This window comes from Enterococcus sp. AN402, assembly GCF_040719405.1.
Lineage (GTDB): Bacteria > Bacillota > Bacilli > Lactobacillales > Enterococcaceae > Enterococcus > Enterococcus faecalis.
This window is the reverse complement of record NZ_JBFDTM010000004.1, coordinates 68,789-89,295: the sequence shown is the minus strand read 5'-3', so window position 1 is coordinate 89,295 and position 20,507 is coordinate 68,789. Positions and strand designations below refer to the sequence as shown.

Annotated in this window: 19 protein-coding genes; 5 read left to right on the top strand and 14 right to left on the bottom strand. The window is 37.6% G+C overall.

The genetic code is table 11. The features are described 5' to 3' along the window. Nucleotides 1-9: 9 nt before the first annotated feature. The 10 genes from AB1I62_RS01770 to efrA form a co-directional block, all read right to left on the bottom strand. Nucleotides 10-642, bottom strand: a complete 633-nt coding sequence (locus AB1I62_RS01770; RefSeq protein ID WP_002355137.1) for a response regulator transcription factor — start codon at nt 640-642, stop codon at nt 10-12. Then, nucleotides 617-1,720: a sensor histidine kinase gene (locus AB1I62_RS01765; RefSeq protein ID WP_002365182.1), complete on the bottom strand. Its 1,104-nt coding sequence runs from the start codon at nt 1,718-1,720 to the stop codon at nt 617-619. The genes AB1I62_RS01770 and AB1I62_RS01765 overlap by 26 nt, the downstream gene beginning before the upstream one ends. Continuing rightward, a complete protein-coding gene (liaF, locus tag AB1I62_RS01760) occupies nt 1,717-2,448 on the bottom strand; it encodes a cell wall-active antibiotics response protein LiaF (RefSeq protein ID WP_002381168.1) in 732 nt (243 codons plus the stop codon). Before liaF ends, AB1I62_RS01765 begins: the two co-directional genes overlap by 4 nt. Before the next feature lie 150 nt (nt 2,449-2,598). Next, the gene (gene greA, locus AB1I62_RS01755; RefSeq protein WP_002355133.1) at nt 2,599-3,078 is read right to left on the bottom strand and encodes a transcription elongation factor GreA; all 480 of its coding nucleotides are present in this window, start codon (nt 3,076-3,078) and stop codon (nt 2,599-2,601) included. A 260-nt stretch (nt 3,079-3,338) separates the two neighbouring features. Further along, nucleotides 3,339-4,724, bottom strand: coding sequence for an endolytic transglycosylase MltG (gene mltG, locus AB1I62_RS01750; RefSeq protein ID WP_002375722.1), 1,386 nt, complete (start codon nt 4,722-4,724; stop codon nt 3,339-3,341). Nucleotides 4,725-4,931: 207 nt separating this feature from the next. After that, nucleotides 4,932-5,609 carry an HAD family hydrolase gene (locus AB1I62_RS01745; protein ID WP_367019422.1) on the bottom strand — a complete coding sequence of 226 codons (678 nt, stop codon included), beginning with the start codon at nt 5,607-5,609 and terminating at the stop codon, nt 4,932-4,934. 74 nt (nt 5,610-5,683) lie between these two features. Continuing rightward, a complete protein-coding gene (gene wecB, locus AB1I62_RS01740) occupies nt 5,684-6,835 on the bottom strand; it encodes a non-hydrolyzing UDP-N-acetylglucosamine 2-epimerase (protein WP_002402063.1) in 1,152 nt (383 codons plus the stop codon). 13 nt (nt 6,836-6,848) lie between these two features. Continuing rightward, complete coding sequence (locus tag AB1I62_RS01735) at nt 6,849-7,340, bottom strand: gamma carbonic anhydrase family protein (protein WP_002355129.1); 492 nt, start codon at nt 7,338-7,340, stop codon at nt 6,849-6,851. 242 nt (nt 7,341-7,582) lie between these two features. After that, nucleotides 7,583-9,352 carry a multidrug efflux ABC transporter subunit EfrB gene (gene efrB / locus AB1I62_RS01730; RefSeq protein WP_010824164.1) on the bottom strand — a complete coding sequence of 590 codons (1,770 nt, stop codon included), beginning with the start codon at nt 9,350-9,352 and terminating at the stop codon, nt 7,583-7,585. Beyond that, on the bottom strand, nt 9,349-11,076 hold the full coding sequence (gene efrA, locus AB1I62_RS01725; protein ID WP_010818536.1) for a multidrug efflux ABC transporter subunit EfrA: 1,728 nt from the start codon (nt 11,074-11,076) through the stop codon (nt 9,349-9,351). The genes efrB and efrA overlap by 4 nt, the downstream gene beginning before the upstream one ends. A 228-nt stretch (nt 11,077-11,304) precedes the next feature. On the opposite strand from efrA, the gene AB1I62_RS01720 reads away from it, so the two are divergent. The 3 genes from AB1I62_RS01720 to AB1I62_RS01710 all read left to right on the top strand — a co-directional run bounded on the left by AB1I62_RS01720 (nt 11,305) and on the right by AB1I62_RS01710 (nt 13,896). Continuing rightward, a complete protein-coding gene (locus AB1I62_RS01720; protein WP_002355126.1) occupies nt 11,305-11,691 on the top strand; it encodes a YbaN family protein in 387 nt (128 codons plus the stop codon). Between the two features lie 305 nt (nt 11,692-11,996). Continuing rightward, entirely contained in the window at nt 11,997-12,209 is a 213-nt protein-coding gene (locus AB1I62_RS01715) for a DNA-directed RNA polymerase subunit epsilon (RefSeq protein WP_002355123.1), read from the top strand. 1 nt (nt 12,210) lies between these two features. Continuing rightward, complete coding sequence (locus tag AB1I62_RS01710; protein ID WP_002355122.1) at nt 12,211-13,896, top strand: ribonuclease J; 1,686 nt, start codon at nt 12,211-12,213, stop codon at nt 13,894-13,896. 105 nt (nt 13,897-14,001) lie between these two features. On the opposite strand, the gene AB1I62_RS01705 is transcribed toward AB1I62_RS01710, so the two are convergent. The 4 genes from AB1I62_RS01705 to AB1I62_RS01690 all read right to left on the bottom strand — a co-directional run bounded on the left by AB1I62_RS01705 (nt 14,002) and on the right by AB1I62_RS01690 (nt 17,076). Then, on the bottom strand, nt 14,002-14,202 hold the full coding sequence (locus AB1I62_RS01705) for a cold-shock protein (RefSeq protein ID WP_002355121.1): 201 nt from the start codon (nt 14,200-14,202) through the stop codon (nt 14,002-14,004). Nucleotides 14,203-14,355: 153 nt separating this feature from the next. Beyond that, on the bottom strand, nt 14,356-15,054 hold the full coding sequence (gene radC / locus AB1I62_RS01700; RefSeq protein ID WP_002365188.1) for a DNA repair protein RadC: 699 nt from the start codon (nt 15,052-15,054) through the stop codon (nt 14,356-14,358). Between the two features lie 56 nt (nt 15,055-15,110). Continuing rightward, nucleotides 15,111-15,770: an HAD family phosphatase gene (locus AB1I62_RS01695; protein WP_016616796.1), complete on the bottom strand. Its 660-nt coding sequence runs from the start codon at nt 15,768-15,770 to the stop codon at nt 15,111-15,113. After that, nucleotides 15,754-17,076 (bottom strand): folylpolyglutamate synthase/dihydrofolate synthase family protein, encoded by a 1,323-nt coding sequence (locus AB1I62_RS01690; protein WP_048737558.1) that lies wholly within the window; start codon nt 17,074-17,076, stop codon nt 15,754-15,756. The genes AB1I62_RS01695 and AB1I62_RS01690 overlap by 17 nt, the downstream gene beginning before the upstream one ends. Nucleotides 17,077-17,324: 248 nt before the next feature. Between AB1I62_RS01690 and AB1I62_RS01685 the strand changes: the two genes are divergently transcribed. Together AB1I62_RS01685 and AB1I62_RS01680 are read left to right on the top strand one after the other, a co-directional pair. Further along, nucleotides 17,325-19,889: a YfhO family protein gene (locus tag AB1I62_RS01685; RefSeq protein ID WP_048737556.1), complete on the top strand. Its 2,565-nt coding sequence runs from the start codon at nt 17,325-17,327 to the stop codon at nt 19,887-19,889. Beyond that, on the top strand, nt 19,882-20,481 hold the full coding sequence (locus tag AB1I62_RS01680) for a TVP38/TMEM64 family protein (RefSeq protein ID WP_048737553.1): 600 nt from the start codon (nt 19,882-19,884) through the stop codon (nt 20,479-20,481). Before AB1I62_RS01685 ends, AB1I62_RS01680 begins: the two co-directional genes overlap by 8 nt. The last annotated feature ends 26 nt before the right edge of the window (nt 20,482-20,507 follow it).

The window sequence follows — 20,507 nt, the reverse complement described above, 5'->3', positions numbered from 1 at the left end:
ATCTGATATTTATTTGGCTAAACCATGTTGAAAAGCATAAATCGCCGCTTGGGTCCGATCATCCACATCTAGTTTTGCTAAAATGTTTGAAACATGTGTTTTAACTGTTTTCAAAGTGATAAAGAGTTCATCAGCAATTTCCTGATTACTTTTACCTTGTGCAATCAACATTAAAATTTCGTGTTCTCGGTTTGTCAAATCTTCGTGCAACACCGGCTCTTGTTTTTTTGTTAACCGTTCCATCATCTTATGCGTCACTTCAGGTTCCAACACACGCTCTCCGCGATAAGTCGCCCGAATTGCATCAGCAATCTCATGTGCTGTTGATGTTTTTAATAGGTAGCCCGCTGCACCAGCTTCAATCGCCGGATACACTTTTTCATCATCAATAAAACTCGTCACAATAATAATCTTGGCTTCTGGCCAATCTTTCAAGATCGCTTTTGTTGAATCAATGCCGTCCATTTCTTCCATTACCAAATCCATCAAAATAACATCTGGACGTAGTTCCAATGCTTTTTCATAGCCAATCTTACCATTTTCTGCTTCGCCTACGACTTCTATATCCTCTTGAATAGATAAATATGATGAAACGCCTAAACGGACCATTTCATGGTCATCCACTAACATTACTTTGATCACTTGCAGTTTCCTCCTTTATGACAGGAACTTTAATTTCAACGCTGGTTCCCTGCCCTTTAAAACTAATAATTTTAACTGTACCGCCCATGCCGACAACACGTTCTCGGATATTATTTAAGCCATAACTACCGGCTTTATTACTTTGTTCCTTCATATCAAAGCCGACACCGTCATCAACAATACGCAATAGCACGTTTTTATCGACTTGGTGTAAGTATACCTCTAATTCCTTTGCTTTGGCATGTCTTAAGGTATTTGAAAGTAATTCCTGCACAATTCGGAAAAGATGATCCTCAATGCTGCTATTTAAATGAACATCTTCAACATCCCAAATCAATTCAATTTTAATTTTTGTTTGTAATTCTTTCAGTAATTGTTCAATACCTTTACGCAAACTTTTTCCTTCTAGACTGATAGGACGCAAGTGCAATAGTAACGCGCGCATTTCCGATTGAGAGGCATTAATGATTTCTGCCACCATGGCTAGTTGTTTACGATATGGTTCCGGGGTTTCTGTTCGTTGTGCTTGTTCATTTAAGGCAGACAACATCATCATGGCTGCAAAAAGTTGTTGACTGACTGAATCATGCAACTCCCGCGCCAAACGATGCCGCTCGTTCTCTAAAATTTCTTCTTTTGTTTGCCCATCCATTAATTGCGGTCGACTGTTTAATAATTGCAATTCTTTAGACATCTCTAATAATTTATTTTTAATCGACCAAATATCTTGTTCGACTTCGGTTAGATAATGGTCTTGATTTTCACTGGTCGTTGGTTTGTTTAAGACTGGACTTTCATAATTACCGTTGGCCAATAACCGAAGTTTTTCTTCAATCCGTCCATATTGCCCTTTTTGAACCAATGAAATCAGTAAAAAGGTCAATAAGCCTATTAGTAAGGATATGAGAACAATGTGCACAATTAGTGGTAAATAAAAGACTTTTCTCTGAAGAAGCTCTAATAACCACCGGTTTTGTTTAATCGAATGAAAATATGAAAACAATGTAATTAAGATAACAATAAAGGTGCTAAGGGACGCATATAATGAAATCATGCGTCTTGAAATCCGATCGGTCATACACGGATCACCTCAACATCTCCTACTAAAGTGTTCGTCATAATTTTCAAACGACGAAGATTGGTATCATAATCATTGCTGTAAATTTTTAATGATTCGTTTTTCAATTGATATTTTTCTTCTTCAAAACGTACCGTTCCGTAAAAAGTTGAATGTTCTAACAAAATAGCTACACCTAACGGCACTAGAATTCGCGTGCGGCCAAAACCTTTACGAATAATAATAATATTGTCTTCTTTCGGTAGTAGCGTATTACCTAAATCAATAATGGTGTCCCCAGAGATTAAATCAATATTGATATCGTCCCATTCATAGATATTGTTACCAATGCGTTCGTTGGCAAACCAGCGGCGTTTAAATCGTTTGCCATTTTTAGGTTCTTTTGCCGCCGTCTCCACCATAATCATTTGTTTTTTACGCCAAGGTGCTCGCTCAGCTATATCCACGCCTGAAATCTCAAAGCCTTTTAAGCCGATAAAGAGTACGCCAAAAATCAACATAAACCAAACAGCCGTGCTGTTCATTGCACCAATGACAATAAAAACAACGCCGAGGACGAATTGAAAGTTGTTAAAATGTGTTTTAGATGCTTTCCTGGAAACATAGGCCACAAGTAAAACGCCAATTGTTAATAAAACAGCTAATCCAGGATTATGTACAATTTGCCATAACGCCAGAATAAAAAGTAATGCTTCTGCGACGATAAAAAAGCGCCAAGGATTATTCATAGATTTGCCTCCTCCCTATGTCATTTATTTTACTCGTTTATTTTATTTAATCATAGTGGTTTGCGCCTTAGGTTACCATAGGACTTTAGCCCTAAATGTCCTAGATTGCGAAAGGACAGGCCTTGGAAGCTGCCTGCCCTACTCAATTATTTAGTTTGCTTCAACTTTTGTAATTTTAACTGTCATGTCGCCACCAGGTGTTGCAATAATCACTTGGTCGCCTAATTGTTTACCAATTAAGGCTTGCGCAATCGGTGAATCGTTAGAAATTTTACCAGAAAATGGATCGGCTTCGGCACTTCCTACGATTGTGTATTCCTCTTCTTCTCCATCAGGCAATTCTTGGAAAGTAACTGTTTTACCGATGGAAACTTCGTCTTGGTCCACGCCATCATTATCGATGATTTCTGCAAAACGAATCATATTTTCTAACGTTGTAATACGTCCTTCAACGAAAGCTTGTTCATCTTTAGCTGATTCATACTCTGAGTTCTCTGAAAGATCCCCAAAGCTACGAGCGATTTTAATACGCTCTACGATTTCTTTACGTTTAATTGTTTTTAATTCTTCTAGCTCTTGTTCTAATTTTTCTTTTCCTTCAAGAGTCATTGGATATACTTTTTCTACCATGTTAATTCTCCTTTTTCGCTTAACGATACGTAGTTCTTGGTTGGTTATTGAAAAAAATTCCGCTTTCAATCCACAAAAGAGTACCACGCTTTTTCTAAATTGTAAATATAATTATTGAATTTTTGTGATTTTGCTAAATTTTATTTATATAAATTTCTAGTTGCTACTCTTTCCCTCTGTTAAACAGATTACTTTTTGAGTATCTAAAAGCTTGGTGAATCATACAAAATTGATTCACCAAGCTCTTTTATGTTTTCATTTTATTCACTACTTGAATTATTGACATACTGATCTACTAATACTTGATGTTCTTCATATGTTTTTGAGAAGTATACTTTTCCTGTAGAAATATCTGCTACAAAGTATAAATAGTCACTTGGTGTCGGATTCAAGACTGCTTTAATTGACTCCTCACTTGGGCTATCTAATGGTCCTGGTCCATAACCAGTATTTTTATACAAGTTATAAGACGAGTCCACTTCCAAGTCAGCATACGTTACAGTTTCTTTGTGTTCTCCTAGAGCATACAAAATAGAAATATCTGATTGGATCGGCATATCGGCAGCCAAGCGGTTAAAGAATACTTGCGCAATTTGTTTGCGGTCTGCTTCTTTGACTCCTTCTTTTTCAACCAATGAAGCTAACGTTAAGACTTGCTGATTGGTTAAATTCTTTGCATGAATTGTCGGCGTATATTGTTCCATTACTGTGTTCATTTTAGCAATCATTTGTTCGACAAATTCAGGAAGTGTTGCTTTTTTGTAGTAATCATAAGTTGCCGGGAATAAATAGCCTTCTAAGCGATAACGAACACCTTCTGCGGTTGCAGCACTTTCAAGTAAATCAGGATACTTAGCCTTCATTTGATTGAAGAAGTCCTCGTTTTTCATTAATGCAATGAAATCTGCTTTCTTGAAATCCGTATTTTTTTCAATGGCTTCGCCAATTTTATCTATATCGTAACCTTCAGGAATCGTTACTTTGCCATCTGCGATTTTAGTTGGTTCTGGCGTGCCTCCTTCTTTTAGCATTTCACCAATTTCATCGAGTGTCATGCTTGGAGACATTTGATAATAGCCCGCTTGAAAATCTGTTAAGTTTTTAAATTTTACGTAGTAGTTAAAAACCATTCCGCTTTTAATGACGTTGCTTTCTTCTAAAACCGCAGCAATTTGCTTATTAGAAGATCCTTCTGGGATATGCACTTGAACAAGCTTCTTATTGTTCTTGTCTAGTGGCTGTAGCCCAGCATCTACATATTTATAAAAAGTAAACCCAAAGATTGCCATCATTAAAACCAATACAGAAACTACAATTAACACGATACGACCGACTAAACGATCTTCTTTTTTACGTGTTTGTTTTTTTGTATTTGTTGGCTTTTCGTCTGTTTCAATCGGGGTTGGCTCTTCGACTGTCTGTGTTGTCTTGTCTTTCCCACGTCTTCGAGCAGCTCTAGAACCTGCGCGTGTTTGTGTTGTGCGGCTCGCTGTTTCTTGTGATTCATCAGATGAAGGTTGGGGAGACCTATCATTTTTTTCAGAGGAATCAGGTTGATCGCCATCATTTCTACCTTTTAAAGACCCAGTTACTTGATCTCTAAGCGAAGATTTGGGATCTTGGTTATTTTGGTTATCATTAGCCAAAACTAACCCTCCTTACTATTCTATCGTTTATGACTGAAACTATTATACATGAAACCTCTTTAAAATTAAATGTTTTTAATAAAAAGACCGTCATTCCCCGATAAAAAATTCATCATTGACAACGGTTAAAGCCTATGATGGCGCTTTTCTATTGAAACGATAATAAATCTTAAAATCCTCCTAAATTTATCGAAAATCCATTTTCTATTAAGAATTTTGTAGCAAAATAGCACCTAAGTCTTTAGGCGATTGTACTAGGAATGTCGCTCCCGCCTCTTGTAATTCTGTTTCTTCACCAAATCCATACAAGACACCTATACTATCTAAGCCATTTTGTTGAGCACCAAGAATGTCATGATTACGATCACCAACCATGATAATCGCTTCTTTGGTTGGGTCTAATTGAGCTTCCGTTAATGCATACTGAATCACATCTGCTTTTTTAGAACGATGACCGTCCATACTCGCTCCATAGATGCCTGTAAAATAACAATCTAAATCAAAATGAGTAATAATCTTTTTAGCAAATTCTTCTGGCTTGGAAGTCGCAATGTATAACTTTGCTCCCGCTTCCTTTAACCTTGTTAACACTTCTGGAATCCCTGGATACACATGGTTTTCAAACATACCTTTTCTCTGATAATACGCTCGATAATGACCCACGGCTTGTTGCGCTGCTTCAGCTGAAGGCGCCATGTGCAAAAATGACTCATATAAAGGCGGCCCTATGAAAGAACGTAACGTCTCCTCGTTAGGAGCTGGCCAGCCTAATTGTTCTGTTGCGTATAAAATAGAACGCATAATGCCGCTACCAGAATCCGTAATTGTGCCATCTAAATCAAATAAAATCGTTTGATACATCTTCACTTCACTACTTTCTAGCATTTTTTGTCTAATTGATTCTTCAAAATAAGATACGCAAAAGAAGCACATTTTTCAGCACTTCTCTGCCTTTTTATTTATTTTGCTGTAAACGTATCTGGTTTTTTATCTGATTGCTGCATTTCATAGGCAATGGCTTCAACGATTCGACGGCTAGCTTGACCATCCCCATACGGATTTTGTGCATGCGCCATCGCGTGGTAAGCATCAGAATCAGTCAATAATGTTTTCGCCTCTTGATAGACTACTTGTTCGTCTGTACCAACCAATTTCAATGTTCCTGCCGCTACGCCTTCCGGACGTTCTGTTGTATCTCGTAAAACTAAAACTGGCACACCTAAGGAAGGAGCTTCTTCTTGCACACCGCCAGAATCAGTTAAAATTAACGCACTTTTCGCTGCAAAATTTTGAAAATCTTTGACGTCCAATGGTTCAATTAAATGCACACGAGCTAATTCACCTAAGTGTTCCGCTACTATTTCACGGACTTTGGGATTTTTGTGCATAGGGAAAATGACTTCAATTTCTGGATGTTCCATTACAAGCCGACGAACAGCTTTAAAAACATTTGCCATTGGCAGGCCTAAATTTTCACGACGATGCATTGTAATTAGTACAATGCGTTGGTCTGTAGGGATTTTTTCCAATAAATCATTTTGATAGTGGGCATCAACGGTGTACGCCATCGCGTCAATCGCTGTATTGCCAGTCACATAAATATGTTCTTCTGGATGATTTTCTTTGATTAAATTGTCCTTACTTTGAGTGGTTGGGGCAAAATAAATATCAGTTAACACGTCTACCAGTTGACGATTCATTTCTTCCGGAAACGGAGAATATTTTTGCCAGGTCCGTAATCCTGCTTCCACATGTCCCACCGGAATCTGTTGATAAAAAGCAGCCAATGCAGCCGCAAATGACGTGGTTGTATCGCCATGAACCAAGACAATATCCGGCTGTTCTGTCACAAGAACCTCAGTTAATAAATTCAAAACACGACTTGTAATATCTGTTAAGGTTTGCCCATCTTTCATGATATTTAAATCATGATTCGGTGTAATTTGAAAATCTTCTAACACTTGATCCAACATTTGGCGATGTTGCGCTGTTACGACTACTACAGAGTCAAATCCTTGACTTTGCTCTTCTAAAACTTTGATTAAGGGAGCCATTTTGATTGCTTCTGGCCGTGTTCCAAAAACCGTCATTACTTTAATTTTCTTCATCATTTTCCTCCTAATTCTATGTTAGTTTCGGGTATTTTTGTTGGCGAAATTCTTCTGCTCGTTGAATATAATGTAAGGCGTTCGTATGATTACTAGCTATTTCTGCTGCCGTTAACGGACGGATAACCTTCGCTGGTCGACCAAATGCTAAAACATTTGGCGGGATAATTTTGCCTTCCGTCACTAAAGAACCCGCACCAATCAGGCTGTTTTCTCCAATAATAGCGTTATTTAGAATGGTTGAACCCATGCCAATCAAAGCACCATCACCGATTTTACAACCGTGTAACATGCATTGATGACCCACTGTTACATACTTGCCTACAATTGTCGGGGCATCTTCATCAACATGAATAATCGTGCCATCTTGAATATTACTACCTTCACCAATGGTAATTGTGTTACTGTCACCTCTTAAGACCGACTGAAACCAAATATTACTATCCTTCGCTAGTTGTACGTTTCCATAGACATCTGCACTAGCAGCAATAAAATACTCTTTTTTCAAACCCTGTCACCTCTTTTCATTAAGTATAGACAAGAATTCCTCACTTTCATAGTAAAAAAGACAAGAAAAGAGCGTGGGACAAAAATCACTTTGGATTTTTGCTCCACGCTCAAAAACTGATAAACGGCGGGAACAAAAGCAACTCCTTCGGAAATAAGCCGGAATTCTCCAAAAATTACAGAACAATTTTCGGAAATTCCTTCTTATTTCTCGGAGTTAAACGCTTCTGTCCCGACCTCTTTTTATTCCTCATAGTCGCCTTCTTCAGCAAATTGACTATTGTATAGTTTTTCATAGAAGCCACCTTGTTTCAGCAACTCATGATGCGTACCTTTTTCAATGATTTCTCCTTGTTTCATAACAAGAATTAAATCAGCTTCACGAATAGTTGATAGGCGGTGGGCAATAACGAAACTCGTTCGTCCTTCCATAACACGATCCATTGCTTTTTGAATTAAGGCTTCCAAGCGTGTATCGACTGAACTAGTCGCCTCATCTAAAATCAAAATTTTCGGATCAGAAATTACCGCTCGGGCAATGGTCAACAATTGTTTTTGACCAAGGGAAACGTTATCTCCCTCAGAATTGATTTCCATTTCATACCCGTCTGGCATTGTCCGAATGAAGTGATCCACATTGGCCGTTTTCGCTGCATCCACAACTTCATAATCCGTGGCATCCAACTTCCCAAAACGAATATTATCTGCAATGGTACCTTTATACAACCAAGCATCTTGCAATACCATTCCAAATACAGAACGGACATCACTACGGTTCATTTTTTTCGTGTCAATACCATCAATTTTAATGGCGCCTTCCGTTACATCATAAAAACGCATCAGTAAGTTGATTAAGGTTGTTTTCCCAGCGCCAGTTGGTCCCACAATCGCAACCATTTGGCCCGCATCAACTTTAAAGTTCAAATTACGAATTAACGGTTTTTCTGGGTCATAACTAAAGCTGACATTTTCAAATTCAACAGAGCCTAAAATAGGTTCTGGTAAAGGAACATCTTGTTCGTTAAGTTCTTCTTCTGGTTCATCTAGGATTTCAAAAATCCGCATGGTCGAAGCTGAAGCGCTTTGTAAAGCTGCAGACAACTGCGTAATATTCCCCATTGGTTGGCTAATTTGCCAAATATATTGAATAAACGCTTGTAATTGCCCCACTACGATCACACCAGCAACCACATAGTAACTACCAAGGACAGCTACCCCGATATAGGTCCCATAAGCGGTCATCTGAACCAATGGCAACATTAATCCTGAGATAAAGGATGCTTTGAAACCAAAACCATTTAAACGATGATTAACTTGTTTAAAGCCTTCAAGGGTTTCTTTTTCCCGACCATATAGTTTTAAAACACTGAACCCAGTCATATTTTCTTGGACATAACCATTTAAGTCTCCTAAAGAATTTTGCATTCCTTGGAAATATTTCTGGGAGATTTTAACAATTGTTCTTGAAATAATCAGAGACAACGGAATCATAATCACTGAAAAAATCGCCATCAGCGGATTGATTAAGAACATCATCACTACCGCCATCACAATACCTAAGACTGCCGAAACAATATTAATAAAACTTTGTTGCATCGCATTGCTGACAGCATCCACATCGTTCGTCACCCGTGACAAAATATTTCCTTGTTGGTTCTTATCAAAATAAGAAACTGGCAAACGATTGATTTTTTCTTCAATATCTCGACGTAAATCGCGCATGGATTGTTGAACGACATTCGTCATTAAAAAGCCTGACAAAAATTGTGCCACACAATAACCTGTTCCCACAACTAAAATCCAAATTAAACATTGGATTACATAATCAAAATTGATTGATTCACCGGCCGCAATATTACGGCTAATTTCTGTCGTTGGTAATCCAGTCAAATAAGGCAACGCTGCATTAAAGGCCACGGTTAATATTGTAAATAAAATAACTAAATAAAACGTCACTCGGTACGGTTTAATATAGCGACCGATTCGTTTCATAGAAGAAAAGGCGTGTTTCATGCTAATTCCTCCTCTGACAATTGAGAAGCCGCAATATCATAGTAAATTGGACAAGTCTCAAGTAATTCACGATGTGTGCCAATTCCGACCACGTCGCCTTCGTTTAAAACAACAATGCGGTCCGCATGCATAATTGTTCCAACACGTTGTGCCACAATTAAAACAGTGGATTCTGTTGTTTCTTTTTTCAGACGCGCTCGTAAATTTGCATCTGTTTGATAATCTAACGCAGAAAAACTATCATCAAATATATAAATTTCCGGATTGCGAATAATCGCCCGTGCGATAGCTAAACGTTGTTTTTGACCACCAGAAAAGTTCGTGCCACCTTCTGAAAGAGGTTCATCATAGCCTTGCGGTTTTTGTGAAACAAATTCTGTTGCTTGAGCAATGTCAATTGCTCGTTCCATTTCTTCTAACGTCGCATCTTCCTTACCGTAGCGAAGGTTATCAGCAATTGTACCAGTAAAAAGTAACGCTTTTTGTGGAATATAGCCAATCTTATTGCGTAATGCACTAAGTTGGTACTCTTTTACGTTCACTCCATCGATTAAAATTTCACCTTCTGATACATCATAAAACCGTGGAATCAATTGAATTAATGTTGATTTCCCACTACCTGTGCTCCCAATAAAGGCCACTGTTTCACCAGGTGACGCCTTAAAACTTACATTGCGAATTACTGGGCTTTCCGCATGTCCAGGATAGGCAAAGGTTACATTTTTAAACTCTAGATAGCCTTTAGTAGCTGTTTCTGTTACGCCTTCTTCTTCACGAATAGCTGGTTCCATATCTAAGGCTTCTTGAATCCGTGAAGCCGAAACCGCAGCCCGTGGATACATCATAAAGACACTGGCAAATAACATAAACGAGAACAGCGCATGAAAAATATATTCAATAAAAGCAATTAAATTCCCAACTTCTAAATCCCCATGGCTGATTTGAACAGTCCCGCTCCAAATGATTAAGACCATTACAATATTAAATAAGAAAAAGAACCCTGGTTGGGCTGCTGCCATTAAACGAAACAGGCTTTTTGAACTTTTAGTGTAAGTTTCATTAACTTTATTAAAACGAGATTCTTCAAATTTTTCATTAACAAATGCGCGTATTACCCGCAATCCAGAAAGATTTTCTCTTAAAATCCCATTGATTCCATCTAAGTTCTTTTGTTGCTTTTTAGATAACGGTTCTGACAAACGAGCAATTCCGACAACGGCTAGCAGTAGAAAAGGCAAGGCACCTAAAACGTACATTCCTAACGACGGACTCGTCCGCATCACCATGTAAAGACTGGCAATAAACATCACTGGCGTCATAAAGCCAAGACGTAAAATATTTCCCATGAAGAGCATAATTTGGTATGCATCATTGGTAGTTCGCGTAATTAAGGAAGAAACCCCAATACTTTCATATTCACTGTGTGAGAAAGTTTGAATCTTTTCAAATAAATCATCACGAATATCACGAACAATGTTTGTTGTAATTCTGGCACCAAAGTACCCCAGCAAAATATTCATTGCGACACCAATAATCGTAATTACGACCATCCAAATCCCTTGCTGATAAATATAGTCCATATCTCTAGGAATAATTCCTTTGTCAATCATTCGTGCTAAAATGGTCGGCAAACCTAATTCAATCAAAATAAAACCAAACACACAAATAAAATCAGCAAAAAGTAATTTCTTATAACGCATTGTGTAACGCCACATTAACTTCAATTAATCATCTCCTTCTTATCTTACTTTAAATTTTCTAGTACTCCCACTGTATCAAAAAGAAATCGGTAATACAAGCTGTCTGGCTAGAAAAAACAGCCTTTCTCTTTCTATCCTTTCTCTTTTAGATTTTCTAAAAAATAGATAATTTTAATGATTTACTTATACGATTAAAATTGCTACTTCCTTTTGATTGTGCCATAATTGGGAAAAACTGAAAGGACCCTTTGAATGAAAAAATTATTCTTCATTTTTCTCGGTTCCTGTACGTTTGCTTTAGGCACGTTAGGAATCTTTTTGCCGCTTTTACCCACCACTGGTTTTTATTTATTAACGGCCTTTTTTTGGATGCGTAGTTCAGATAAACTTTATAACAAATTTTTAGCTTCTTCTTATTATCAAAAATATATCCAAGAAGCCTTCTTTGAGAAAAAAATTACTCGTAAAGGTAAATGGAAACTATTTATTTCCATGTTTCTTTTATTTGCCATTCCGTGTTTAATTGTCCGAAATACGTTGATGACCACGACTTTAGCGATTGTTTATTTAGCCCACGTGATTGGCTTAAGTTGGTATTGGCGTCCTAAAAAAAAGGCACTCGAACTTGATCAAGAATAAGGTGAAACAAGAAGTTTGTTTTTTTTAAAAGTCCAGTGAGTGTTTCTATACTTCCTTATCATTCTATGATAAAATAAGCTTAATTGTTGTTATTCACAACACACGGGACGGTTGAAAAAAGAACACATAAAATCAAATACCCAGAATGAAGCAAAGTCGAGGCTTCATTTCATCATTAACAGATGTTTTTGATGAGCATTCTTTTTTAGGTGATCAGCACCTCGTTTTGTTGTGTTTAATTTTCTGTCTTAAAATGAAAAAAACTATAAATTGCTACTATTAGTAGCTGAAGGAGAAATGAATCGATGATTTACAAAGTATACTATCAAGAAACAAAAATCAGAAACCCAAAAAGAGAAGACACAAAATCTCTTTACATGGAAGCCGATAGCGATGTAATCGTGCGCCAATTAGTTGAAGAAAATACCCCATACAATATTGAATACGTTCAATTATTAGACGAAAAACATCTTGCTTACGAGCAAGAACATGCGGACTTCACTCTAACGGAGTTTTAACATGAAAGTAAACATAAAAAATAACGAAACTGGCGTTTTTGCAATCGGTGGTTTAGGCGAAATTGGAAAAAACACATATGGGGTACAATTCCAAGATGAAATTATCATTATTGATGCTGGGATCAAATTCCCAGAAGATGATTTACTTGGGATTGACTACGTGATTCCAGATTATAGCTACATCGTTCAAAATTTGCATAAAGTCAAAGCACTCGTTATTACCCACGGTCACGAAGACCATATTGGTGGCGTTCCTTATCTTTTACGTCAAGCGAATATCCCAATCTATGCGGGACCACTAGCCTTGGCTTTAATTACCAACAAACTAGATGAACATGGTTTATTGCGAGAAGCGGAATTACACGAAATTAATGAAGATACGGTGATTCGTTTTAGAAAAACAGCGATTAGCTTTTTCCGGACGACTCACAGTATTCCTGATGCCTTGGGCGTTGTGGTTAAAACGCCTTCTGGTAACATTGTCGCAACAGGTGACTTTAAGTTTGACTTTACACCCGTTGGTGAGCCAGCCAACTTACACAGAATGGCGAAATTAGGTGAAGAAGGCGTCCTTTGTCTTCTTTCAGACAGTACCAATGCTGAAATACCCACCTTTACAAAATCCGAAAAAACAATTGGGACCTCTATTTTAAAAATCTTTGAAAAAATTGATGGTCGGATTATCTTTGCCAGTTTTGCTTCAAACATTTTCCGTTTACAACAAGCTGCTGATGCAGCCGTGAAAACCGGTCGCAAAATTGCTGTTTTTGGTCGTAGCATGGAAAATGCCATTGTCAATGGCGAACGCTTAGGCTACATCAAAGTGCCAAAAGGAACGTTTGTCGATGCGGCGGAACTGAATCAATTGCCAGCAAATGAAACAATGATTTTATGTACTGGCTCTCAAGGAGAACCTATGGCCGCGCTTAGTCGGATTGCTAACGGTACACATCGCCAAATTAGTATTCAACCAGGCGATACGGTTGTTTTCTCAAGTTCACCAATTCCTGGGAATACGACAAGCGTTAACCGTTTAATCAACTTATTATCTGAAGCCGGTGCAGAAGTTATCCACGGAAAAATCAATAATATCCATACTTCTGGTCACGGTGGACAAGAAGAGCAAAAATTAATGCTTCGTTTGATGAAGCCTAAATATTTCATGCCTGTTCATGGTGAATTTAGAATGTTAAAAATCCATGCTTCGCTCGCTCAAGATACAGGGGTTCCTGAAGAAAATTGCTTTATCATGGGCAACGGCGATGTCTTAGCTTTAACGGCTGATAGCGCACGTCCTGCTGGTCACTTCAACGCTAATGACGTGTACGTTGATGGAAATGGTGTCGGTGATATCGGGAATGTTGTTTTACGGGATCGTCGTATCTTATCTGAAGAAGGTTTAGTTTTAGCGGTAGCAACGGTTGATATTAAAAATAAAGAAATTATGGCTGGTCCAGACATTCTTTCCCGTGGTTTTGTCTACATGCGTGAGTCTGGTGATATGATTCATGAAGGCCAACGTCTTTTATTCAATGCTCTACGTGAAGCAATGAAAGATAAAAACTGTACCGAAGCAAAATTAGGCGAAGCCATGACGACCGCTTTACAGCCTTTCTTGTTTGAACAAACAGAACGTCATCCAATGATTCTGCCAATGATTATGACTGCCACAGTTAGTGATCAATAAAGCTCTCATTTAATAGAGAAGAAAAATGTTTGTTCATTTTTCTTCTCTATTTTTTCTAACAAAAAAACACCTAACATGCGTTAGGTGTTTTTGGATTATTTTTTATTAGTTTTTTTCTACGTTAACTGCTTGAGGGCCACGGTCTGAATCTTCAACATCAAAAGTCACTGCTTGACCTTCTTCTAAAGTTTTGAAACCATCACCTTGGATAGCTGAGAAGTGTACGAATACGTCGCTTCCGTCTTCGCGTGAGATAAACCCAAAACCTTTTTCTGCGTTAAACCATTTTACTGTTCCTTGTTCCATTCTTTTGTTCCTCCTCGTGCATTTGCACATAAATAGTCGTAACTTTGCTCGCTTCCAATAGAATATTTAAAAAAATTTAAAAAGTCTACATAATTCCAAACAAGATTACCCTTTCATTTTACACGTGATAAAATATTTTTGCAAGAATTGTCCTCATTCTGAAGCAAAAAAATTCTCTTCTCTCAAACTAATGTATCCGCTATCACCAACAATAATATGATCCAACAATTGAATCCCCATCATTTCGCCACATTCTTCCATTCGTTTGGTAAATTGAATATCTTGTGGAGACGGTGTCGGATTGCCAGATGGATGATTATGAGCTAATAGTATGCGAGCAGAAGAATATTTAACCGCTTCCCGAAAAATTTCGCGTGGATGAGCAATACTTTGATTCAGTGAACCTTTGAAAATCGTTTTCTGTTGGATAATGTCATTCTTGGTATTCAAGTAAATACAAATTAAATGTTCTTGTTGCAGCCCCTTCATCTCTTGGAGTAATCGTTGAGCGACTTGTTGACTGGACGTAACTTTGCCAAATTTGATTTGACTACTTTGATAAATTCGACACCCCAATTCAATGGCCGCACGTAATTCAATGGCTTTCACTTGTCCAATACCTTTAATAGCCATTAACTCGTTCAACGTGGCTTGCTGCAAATAAGAAAGTTGCTTAAACTGTTTTAATAGCGTTGCGGCAACAGTCATCACGTCTGCTTCTTTTGAGCCAGTTCGTAACAGAATCGCCAACAACTCTTGATTCGATAATGCTTTTTCTCCTATCGCTAAGAGCCGTTCTCGTGGTAAACAATCACTCGGCATCTCGCGAATAAACAGATCCGATACTTGCATAAAAAAAACCTCCTTTGCTAGTCATTAATAAACTACGCAAAGGAGTGTTGTTTTTATTATTTTAAATAATGTGGCGCTTGATGTAAACTCTCCAAGACATGTAATGTTTTCTCTTGGATAACTTCAGTTGGTTGCAATAAATCAGGTACCATGATCACTGGAATGCCCGCACTATGAGCCGCACTTACCCCATGAAATGAGTCTTCGAAAATCAAGGTTTTCGGGGCTTCTGTTCCTAAAAGTTGACGAGCTTTTTGAAAAATTTCTGGGTCCGGTTTTGCTCGTTTAACATCCTCTGCTGAAACGATCCCTACAAAACGATCCTGAATCCCAGCATGGCTTAATAACATTTCAATTGCTGGACGGACGTTACTTGAAGCAACTAATCGAGGAATTTTTTGATCATCTAAAAAGTCAAGGAATTCCACCACCCCTGGTTTTAAAGGGACGTTACCAGATCGAAACTCTTGCAGGGTATCCTCATAAGAACGGCGGATAAATTCTTCCACTGTGTCGTGACCATAGGACGCATAAATACGTCGGTAATTCTCTTGTACTTCTTCATCGGAAATCCCAACATAGTCTAAATAGACTTCTTTACTATATGGTAACCCCATTGCATCTGCTACTTTTTGAGTAGATGTATAGTAAATCAACTCCGTATCAAAAAGCAACCCATCCATATCAAAAATTACGCCATCAAATTTCTTCATCATTTCCTCCTATAGTTAAAAGTAATTCTCTTACTTGAGAAACAAAATATAATGAACCTGTTACTAATAATAAATCATCTGTCGACATTTTTTCTAAAATTTCGCCTAAGCCAAATTGCCATAAAGACACAATTTCTGTTAAATCGTCTTCATATTTTTCCATTTCTGTAAGTGCAATAGCTTTAGGATAATCGAAGCTAGTTAAGTAAAGATGCGCATTCGATACTTGCTTTAAGTCCTGAATCATCTCATCCACATCTTTAGTTGCTAAAGCTGAAAATAAAATATGAATCGTGTGTTGTGGAAACTCTTTGCGCAAGTTTTCAACTAAGCGTTTTACTGCATGATCATTGTGGGCACCATCTAAAACAATCAACGGTTCATCACTAAGACGTTCCATTCGAGCTGGCCATTGCGCTTTAGCTAACCCTTGAGTAATGTCTCGTTCTTTAAACGGCAAATGTTGTAGTTGGCAATACTTGTCAAATAATTGAATAGCTACCGCCGCGTTTTCTACTTGGTGACGCCCCAACAAGGGAACTTTAATCTTTGTCAGTTTGCCCATTTCTCCATAGAAATTAAATACTTCCCCCCAATGTGTATCAGGATGTAGATATTCCACTTGATACTCTTTGCCAAAACGAAAAATTGGACTCTGTTTTTCTTGTGCGACTTTTTCAATGACTGCTAGCGCATCAGCACAAATATTGCCTGTTACTACTGGGACTTTTTCTTTAATAATACCCGCTTTTTGATAGGCAATTTCAGCAATTGTTTCACCTAAAATTTCTGTGTGATCCTTCCCAATTGTCGTAATTCCCGTCAATAATGGCTTCACGACATTGGTGCTATCAAGTAATCCACCTAAGCCAACTTCAACAACTGCGATATCCACTTGTTCATTCACGAAATAGTCCAAGGCCATTCCTGTCAATGTTTCGAATTCTGTAATTCCAGCCACTTCAGTGATTTGGTCTAATTCTTTAATGATTGGTTGATACTTCTCCACATAGGTAATCAATTGTTCGTCTGAAATTGGTTGACCATTTATCGCAATTCTTTCATTAAATGATTCAATATAAGGAGAGGTAAAGGTTCCGACTTTCAAGCCCATTTCTTCTAATAGACAGCGTAAATATGTCACGGTTGAGCCTTTACCATTGGTTCCTGCGATATGAATCGTTGGCACTTTGTTTTCTGGATGATCAATTTTTTCTAATAACGCATTAATCCGATCCAAACCAGGTCTTGAACCAAAGGGTAACCGGCTATGAATCCATTCAATGGCTTCTTCTATTGTTAATTGCATCTTGTCCAACTCCTTGTCTTCTTCTACATTATAACTAAGTTAGGTGACTTTTTCACTAATAACCAATTGAAACTTTTTCTTGAAAACTTTTTGCATTTTTCATAATTTTGCGTTATTAGCGGATACATTAATGAACTTATGGTAAACTAACATTCTGGATGGTTCGTTCCAGCCAGCCAATTAAAAACTATTTTTAGAGCGTTCAACACGCTTATTCATGATTTTTTTATAAAGGTGGACTTATTTTGATGAAAAACAAATCGAAGCTTTTATGGTTAGGAAGTTTTTTCTTGCCGTTTTTACTTCTGTTGCTTGTATGGATGACATTACAACTTGCGCCTTTTGGTGACAACAACTTATTAGTTAGTGATTTAGGCACGCAATACATGCCTTTCTTGAGTTTTTTTAAACGCTCTTTTCACGAGGGAATAACTACATTCTACTCTTTTTCCAATGAGATTGGTGAGTCGATTGTTCCTTTGGCAGCCTATTACTTACTGAGCCCTTTTAATGTGTTGGCTTTCTTTTTTCCTTATGAACAATTACCTATAGCAATTTTATGGATTATTACCTTAAAACTTGCCTTGATGGGCACTACGATGTTTAGCTATTTAAAATACACCTATCAAAAAGTTGATGGCACCACGTTACTTTTTTCAACGTCCTATAGTTTCTGTGGCTTTGTCACCGTCTATAGCCAAAACTTTATGTGGTTGGATGCACTGATTCTATTCCCGCTTATCTTATTGGGACTCCAACGTTTATGGGATCAACGCAAATGGGGCTTATACAGTATAACCCTGTTTTTAGCGATTGTGACGAATTACTACATGGGTTATATGATTTGTCTCTTTGCTGTTTTGTACAGTATCTATTGGTTCTTTAAAAAGAATACCCAAGCCCATGCTATTCGGCAATTTTTTAAACAAAGTCCGTTATTCATCCTCGTTTCTTTTTTAACAGGAACCGCAACTAGCTTTTTATTATTACCTGCAGCAGAAGGAATGCTCTATACAAAAAAAGCAGATTTTGATGTCTCGACGTTCTTTTTAACGCCTAAGTTCAACACTTCATTCTTCTCGCAATTAGGCTTAGGTTCTATTAATTATGAGTTGCGTTTAGACCATTTACCAACCGTTTTTGCTGGATTATTTGTGACACTCCTCTGTGTCGCCTATTTTCAAACGAAACAAATTGCGTTAAAAGAAAGAATAGCTTCAGCGATTCTTTTATTCATTCTCTTTTTAAGCTTTTGGTTAGAAGCCTTTAACACTGTCTGGCACATGTTTCAAAGCCCAGCTGGTTTCCCATACCGAAATGTCTTTATCTTTAGCTTTTTATTGATTGTCTTTGCCTATGAAGTTTGGCTTAAAAAAGTGACCATTCCTTGGACCGCACCTATTATTTTTAGTCTGCTGTTAGTCATTGGCTACGGATCTTTGTATTATGGTCCACAAAAAAATCTCTTAATTTCGATCAATTATTTATGGCTAAGTTTACTTTTTATTTGGTTGATTTTCTTTTGCTTGCGTTTAGCACACAAAAAGGCCTTAAGAAACTATGTAGTCGTGGCTTTATTCTTACTGGTCAGCACAGAATTAACAACGAATTTCTGGATTTCTTTTAAACACATGCCCTTTGGTAGCCAAGCAACATTTGCCCAAGATTACCGAAAACACAGCCAATTAATCGATGAAAAAATGGCCTCAGCACCAGAACTTTATCGCATGAAACAAGTCATTCCTTCCAAAGAAACAGGGTTCCGTGAAATCAATAACGGCTACAACAATCCTTTACTTTATGGCTATGCTGGCGTTTCTAGCTATACTTCGACTTTAACTGCCACTACCCAAGACACATTAAGTGCGCTAGGTTTATATCGAAAAAATGATCGCCGGATTGCTTATGTGGATAATTCACAACTAACCAATTTACTTTTAAATGTGAAATATGACTTTTTACCAATTGAAAAACCTACGAGTGAAAAATTGCTAAAAACAGTTGGTTCCACAAAAATCATGGAAAATGATGAAGCAATCGGTATGGGCTTTTTGGCGCCAACCGCATTAACCAAGTTAAAATTAGCAAAAAATAATCCTTTAGATGCCCAAGAAGAACTCCTGCAAATGCTCGTGCCGACGGATAAACCTTACTTTAAAACAGCTTCGTTGATAAATGAACCTCATCATACCAACGAAACAATTGAAGCAACCTTTAAAGTGAATAGCACTGGCGACTTGCATCTTTATATTCCGAATTTAAAATGGAAAAAGGTTACACAATTGAAGGTAAACCAACAAGTTATCTCGACGCCAATTTATATTGCAACCAATCAGCTGTTCAATTTAGGGCATTTTGAAAAAGGAACTACCGTGACCCTGTCACTAACTGCTGAACAAGTGGTTGATTTAACTAATTGGCAGCTTCAAACTTTAGACCAAACAGCCTTTAATCTTGCGGTTGACAAATTACGCCAACAAGCTCTTCACGTGAATGCAACTAAAAAAGGCCATTTAAATGGCGCACTGAATGTACCTGGAAATGACACTCAGTTACTGTATACGTCCATTCCTTATGACCAAGATTGGCAAGTCAAATCGTCGCTACAAAAAGAACCATTAAAAACACAACGCATTCTAGGTGGCTTTTTAGCTGTTGAAGTTCCAGCTGGCAAACAGCAGTTAACCTTTGCCTATCATCCAAGAATGATTTATCTCGGCACTGCCGTCAGCGGAACGATTTTACTGGGAACGGCTGGTTATCTTGGCTTTAAAAAATACCGTCGAAAACGTCAGGAGGCCACTCATGACTAATCAGAAAAAATTTTTAAATGAACTCATTCGGTGGTTACCCCTAGTTGGACTGGTGCTTTTCTTCGGCTTAATTCTATGGGGATATTCCAGAGGAATTTTTCATTCTGTTGCTTCCTTGCAAGCTTTTATTAAACAGTTTGGTAACTATGCGGTTCTGTGTTTCGTTCTTTTACAAATCGTCCAAGTGATTATCCCTATTCTACCTGGAGGAATCTCTTCTGTTGCAGGAATGTTGATGTTTGGCAATTTGCAAGGCCTTTTGTATAGCTATCTTGGATTGATTATTGGTGAGTTTATTGGCTTTTTACTGGTTCGTTACTATGGACGTAGCTTTGTAAAAATAATCCTTTCACCCAATAAATACAAAAAATTTGAAGAGATTTTAGACAAAAATGAACACAATGTCAAAAAGCTTTTAATCTTTACTATGTTAGTCCCCTTCGCTCCAGATGATATTGTTTGTTTAGTGGCGGGAATTACAGATATTTCTTTAAAAGAATTCATGAAAATTGTTCTTTTATTGAAATTCTGGTCTGTGGCTACTTACAGCTACTTAATGTTGTATTTGTTTCAATTATTTGGCAAATTATAACAAAAAGACAACAAAACCAAACGTTG

Coding starts and splice junctions, on each gene's coding strand:
- AB1I62_RS01765 (WP_002365182.1), bottom strand. CDS start 1,720: ATGACCGATCGGATTTCAAGACGCATGATTTCATTATATGCGTCCCTT.
- liaF (WP_002381168.1), bottom strand. CDS start 2,448: ATGAATAATCCTTGGCGCTTTTTTATCGTCGCAGAAGCATTACTTTTT.
- greA (WP_002355133.1), bottom strand. CDS start 3,078: ATGGTAGAAAAAGTATATCCAATGACTCTTGAAGGAAAAGAAAAATTA.
- AB1I62_RS01745 (WP_367019422.1), bottom strand. CDS start 5,609: ATGCTAGAAAGTAGTGAAGTGAAGATGTATCAAACGATTTTATTTGAT.
- wecB (WP_002402063.1), bottom strand. CDS start 6,835: ATGATGAAGAAAATTAAAGTAATGACGGTTTTTGGAACACGGCCAGAA.
- efrB (WP_010824164.1), bottom strand. CDS start 9,352: ATGAAACACGCCTTTTCTTCTATGAAACGAATCGGTCGCTATATTAAA.
- AB1I62_RS01720 (WP_002355126.1), top strand. CDS start 11,305: ATGAAAAAATTATTCTTCATTTTTCTCGGTTCCTGTACGTTTGCTTTA.
- AB1I62_RS01715 (WP_002355123.1), top strand. CDS start 11,997: ATGATTTACAAAGTATACTATCAAGAAACAAAAATCAGAAACCCAAAA.
- AB1I62_RS01710 (WP_002355122.1), top strand. CDS start 12,211: ATGAAAGTAAACATAAAAAATAACGAAACTGGCGTTTTTGCAATCGGT.
- AB1I62_RS01705 (WP_002355121.1), bottom strand. CDS start 14,202: ATGGAACAAGGAACAGTAAAATGGTTTAACGCAGAAAAAGGTTTTGGG.
- radC (WP_002365188.1), bottom strand. CDS start 15,054: ATGCAAGTATCGGATCTGTTTATTCGCGAGATGCCGAGTGATTGTTTA.
- AB1I62_RS01695 (WP_016616796.1), bottom strand. CDS start 15,770: ATGATGAAGAAATTTGATGGCGTAATTTTTGATATGGATGGGTTGCTT.
- AB1I62_RS01690 (WP_048737558.1), bottom strand. CDS start 17,076: ATGCAATTAACAATAGAAGAAGCCATTGAATGGATTCATAGCCGGTTA.
- AB1I62_RS01685 (WP_048737556.1), top strand. CDS start 17,325: ATGAAAAACAAATCGAAGCTTTTATGGTTAGGAAGTTTTTTCTTGCCG.
- AB1I62_RS01680 (WP_048737553.1), top strand. CDS start 19,882: ATGACTAATCAGAAAAAATTTTTAAATGAACTCATTCGGTGGTTACCC.